This is a genomic window from Ruegeria sp. CG11 (assembly GCF_056537245.1).
On sequence record NZ_JBQFRE010000049.1, the window covers coordinates 1 to 3,879 of the forward strand.

3 protein-coding genes are annotated in these 3,879 nt (G+C 63.2%); all 3 read left to right on the plus strand.

Features of this window, described 5'->3' with window-relative positions; all coding sequences use genetic code 11:
* The first annotated feature begins 126 nt into the window (after positions 1-126).
* A complete protein-coding gene (locus ACR0KW_RS24095; RefSeq protein ID WP_480807289.1) occupies positions 127-1,044 on the plus strand; it encodes a dihydrodipicolinate synthase family protein in 918 nt (305 codons plus the stop codon).
* 5 nt (positions 1,045-1,049) lie between these two features.
* Positions 1,050-2,546 (plus strand): aldehyde dehydrogenase, encoded by a 1,497-nt coding sequence (locus ACR0KW_RS24100; protein WP_480807290.1) that lies wholly within the window; start codon positions 1,050-1,052, stop codon positions 2,544-2,546.
* A partial coding sequence (locus ACR0KW_RS24105) for an NAD(P)/FAD-dependent oxidoreductase (RefSeq protein ID WP_480807291.1) occupies positions 2,543-3,879 on the plus strand: 1,337 nt, incomplete at its 3' end. The genes ACR0KW_RS24100 and ACR0KW_RS24105, both read left to right, overlap by 4 nt.

Sequence of the window (3,879 nt, forward strand, 5' to 3'; positions counted from 1 at the left end):
TGCGGGTTCATTGGCGATTGATCATTGGAATCTGTCGCGCGACCAGATTGAGTTGTTTGTCACGCCCACGGGGCTTGACTTGCCGCTGGGATCGACGGCGCGCAAAACCCCTGCATGAGGATATAGATGACACCCCTGTTCAAATTCGAAGGGATCTACACGCCGGTCGTGACCCCTTATCACTCCGATGGCAGCGTCAACTGGGACGCGCTGTCGGATGTGATTGAATACCTGATCGAAAACGGCGTGCATGGCCTGATCTCGGGCGGTTCGACCGGCGAGAACTATGCCCAGACCGTGGCGGAACGTCTGGAGCTGGCCAGGTTCACCCACGAGTGCCTGAAGGGTCGCCTGCCGCTGGTGGTGGGCACAGGGGCGATGATGACGCCGGATTCGATTGCGCTGGCCACCGGCGCGCGCGAGATCGGGGCGGATTCGATCCTGCTGGCCAGCCCGGCCTATTCGGTTCCGACCGACCGCGAGAATGCGTTGAACGCGCTGGCCATCGACAAGGCCGCGGATCTGCCGGTGATGCTGTACAACTATCCGCACCGCACCGGCACCATGATGGGTCCGGAATTCCTGGACCGCGTGGGCCGCAGCCGCAACTTCTGCGGCATCAAGGAAAGCTCGGGCGATATCAACCGGGTGCACCTGCTGGCGCGCGACTATCCGCATATCCAGATGGGTTGCGGCATGGACGATCAGGCGCTGGAATTCTTTGCCTGGGGGGCTCCGTTCTGGGTCTGTGGCGGGTCGAACTTCCTGCCCGCGGAACACGTGGCGCTCTATAATGCCTGTGTGGTCGAAGGCAATTTCGACAAGGGCCGCCGCATCATGAGCGCGATGCTGCCGCTGATGCATGTGCTGGAACAGGGTGGCAAGTTCATCCAGACCATCAAGTATGGCGTCACCATGAACGGGTTCGACGCAGGCGCCATGCGCGCGCCGCTGAAGGGTCTGAACAAGGATGACAAGCGCGCGCTGGAACAGGTCACGCGCGTATTGAAACGCAAAATCGCCGACATCGTGGCAGAAGGATAAGACACATGGATCTGCTGACACAGGACGAATACAAATCCATTGCCGCAGGCCTGAACCTGCCCACCGGCGCGTTCATCGACGGCACGTTCCGCCCGGCGATTTCCGGCAAGACCTTCACCAGCACCAACCCGGCCACCGGCGAGACCCTGGCCGAGATTGCCGCCTGCGGGTCCGAGGATGTGGATTTTGCCGTCGAGAAGGCACGCGAGGCGTTTGACGATGGCCGCTGGTCGAAACTGCACCCGTCCGAGCGCAAGGACGTTCTGATCCGGCTGTGCAAGCTGATGACCCGCAACGCGCGCGAATTGGCGGTGATGGAAAGCCTCGACAGCGGCAAGACGATCTACGACTGCGAGACCGTGGACGTGCCCGAGACCATCCACTGCCTGAAATGGCACGCCGAGGCGATCGACAAGATCTATGATCAGGTGGCGCCGGCCAGCGACGATCACATCGCCATGGTGGTGCGTGAGCCGATCGGCGTGGTTGGTCTGGTACTGCCGTGGAACTTCCCGCTTTTGATGCTGGCGTGGAAGATCGGCCCGGCGCTGGCGGCGGGGTGCTCGCTGGTGATCAAACCAGCCAAGGAAACCACTCTGACCGCGCTGCGCGTGGCTGAACTGGCGATGGAGGCCGGTGTCCCTGCCGGTGTTCTGAACATCCTGCCCGGCGGTGGCGGCGACGTGGGTGAGCCGATCGGCCGCCACATGGATATCGACATGGTGTCCTTCACCGGCTCGACCGTGACCGGCAAGAAATTCCTGACCTATTCGGCAGAATCCAACGCCAAGGAAGTCGTGCTGGAGATGGGCGGCAAGAACCCCGCCATCGTGATGGACGATGCCGAGAACCTGGACCGCGTGGCCCAGCATCTGGTCAACGGGGCGTTCTGGAACATGGGTGAGAACTGCTCGGCCAGCTCGCGCCTGATCGTGCACAAGGACGTCAAGGCCGACCTGCTGGAGCGCATCGCGCATCACGCCAAACAGTGGAATATCGGCGACCCGCTGGACCCGGAAACCCGCATGGGCGCGCTGGTCAGCGAAAGCCACTACACCAAGGTCTGCTCGTATCTGGATCAGGCCGAGAATGTGGTGATCGGTGGCAAGGCCGAGAACGGCTTTGTCGAGGCCACGGTGGTCGAGGTCGCAGACAACAACGCCCTGCTGGCGCGGGAAGAGATCTTTGGCCCGGTTCTGTCGGTGATCGAAGTCTCGGGCTTTGACGAGGCCATCGAGGTCGGCAATGACACCGAATTCGGCCTGTGCGCGTCGATCTTCACCGCCAATGCCAAACGCGCCATCCGCGGTGCCCGTGCCCTGCGGGCGGGTACCGTGACGGTCAACAGCTTTGGTGAGGGCGACATCTCGACCCCGTTTGGCGGGTTCAAGCAATCGGGCTTTGGCGGCCGCGACAACTCGGTCCATGCGCATGATCAGTACACCCAGCTGAAAACCATCTGGATCGATCTGGCCGATGACGCAGACGAGGCAGTCGATTGAGCAAATACTCTGCCAGATCCCTGCCGGTTCACCGCGGACCGGCAGCCTGGAGCGCCATCCTTGGCGCTCCAGCTCCCGCGCAAGAGCTGGCCGGTGACCTGACGGCTGACGTCACGATCGTCGGTGCGGGTTTTGCGGGCCTGTCGGCGGCGCAGCGGCTGAAGCAGTTGCAGCCCGGCGCCAAAATCGTCGTGCTCGAGGCCGGGCGCGTGGCCGAGGGCGCGGCGGGGCGCAACTCGGGCTTCATGATCGATCTGCCGCATGACCTGGCCTCGGATGACTATGCCGGCGGCGGCGATGACCGCAAGATGATCGCGCTGAACCGGCAGGCGATTGCCTTTGCCCGATCCGCGGTCGCGCAATATCGGATCGACCCGAACTTCTTTGCCCCCGCAGGCAAGGTGAATGGCGCCGCCAGTGCGGCGGGTCATGCCCATAACGTCAGCTATGCCCAGCATCTGGAAACCCTGGGCGAGGCCAGCGAGATGCTGGATTCGCAACAGATGTACGACCTGACCGGCTCGCGCCACTACCGGTCCGGGCTTTACACATCCGGAACGGTCATGCTGCAGCCCGCAGGCTATATCCGCGGGCTGGCGGCCGGATTGGCCCGCAATGGCGTGGCGCTCTATGAAAACTCGGCCGTCACCGGGTTCGAAAAGCAGGGCGGCGCGTGGCAGGTGAAAACCAAACGCGGCACGGTCAGCACGGGCGCGGTGATCCTCACGGTCAACGGCCATCTTGAAAGCTTCGGGATCGAACGCAATCGTCTGATGCAACTGTTCCTGTTCGCCGCAATGACGCCCGAGTTGGACGCCGACGCGCTGGCCAAACTGGGCGGGCAGCCGCGCTGGGGTGTGACCCCCTCCGATCCGATGGGCACCACGATGCGGCGCATTGATACCGGACAGGGCGGCAATCGCATCATCACCCGCACCTGCGCTGCGCTGCGCCCCGGCATGGCGGCCTCGGCGCGCGATCTGACGCGGGCATCGCGGGTGATGCAGCGCAAGTTCGAACAACGCTTCCCGCAACTGGCCGGGATGGAGATGGAATATCATTGGGCCGGCCACCTGTGCCTGAGCCTCAACGGCGTCTCGGTCACGCGCGAGATCGAACCCGGCGTCTATTCCGGCTGCGTCCAGAACGGATTGGGCACCGCACGCGGCACCCTCACCGGCATCACCGCAGCCGAACGCGCCTGTGGCCACAGCTCGGACATCACCCGCCACTTCGAGGCTGAGGATCAACCAAAACGCTTGCCACCACAACCCTTCCGGGAAATCGGCGCAAACGCCATACTCAGATGGAAAGAATGGAAAGCAAGAGACGA